Raw genomic sequence first — 567 nt, 5'->3', positions numbered from 1 at the left:
TTGGAGTAGACCGCCAGCCGGATCAGCACCGCGCCGGCGGCGCCCACGCACAGGTCCAGCAGATGGAAGCTGGGCGCCAGGCTGGCGAAGGCCGCCGAAAAGCCCTGCCCGATGTGGAGCAGCTTCTCCGAGGCGTCCGCCCCAGGCGCCAGCCGCACACCCTGGCAGAGCTTGTCAAAGAGATACACGAAGATGAGATACGGGAGGTTGAGGATGAGCTGTTTTTTCAGCTTGTCGCTCATCGCGCCACCTCCCGGTCTTTGGTCTTGACCTTCTCCCGCTGGCGGTGCTGGGTCTTAGCCTGTTCCTGGGCCTGGGCCAGCCGCTCCCGGATGGTGGGGCGCTTCTCCCGGTTCAGGGTCATGGCGGTGAACTCCTTGAAGGCCGGCTGAAGCTGGTCCTTGTCCTTGGCCTTGAAGAACACATAGTAGTGCGGCGGGTCGGTTGTGGGGTCCTTTTTCAGGGCATAGTCGATGTCGTACTTCTTCGCCACCGCCGAAAACGCCTTGATGTTCTGCTCCGTGATCTCGATGTTGGTCAGGGAGGCCCCATGCTGTTTGAGCTGGT

Annotated in this window: 2 protein-coding genes; both read right to left on the bottom strand. The window is 62.1% G+C overall.

Translation table 11 applies throughout. The features are described from left to right. Window positions 1–242, bottom strand: a 242-nt coding sequence (locus tag B5F88_RS20040; RefSeq protein ID WP_343286493.1) for a hypothetical protein, incomplete at its 3' end; no start/stop codon positions are given. After that, on the bottom strand, window positions 239–567 hold a 329-nt coding region (locus B5F88_RS20035; protein ID WP_087937097.1), incomplete at its 5' end, for a PcfB family protein. The genes B5F88_RS20040 and B5F88_RS20035, both read right to left, overlap by 4 nt.

It is taken from the genome of Flavonifractor sp. An306, assembly GCF_002159455.1.
GTDB lineage: Bacteria > Bacillota > Clostridia > Oscillospirales > Oscillospiraceae > Flavonifractor.
Note: the sequence above shows the minus strand (reverse complement) of the source record. Positions and strands in the feature narration are given on the sequence as shown.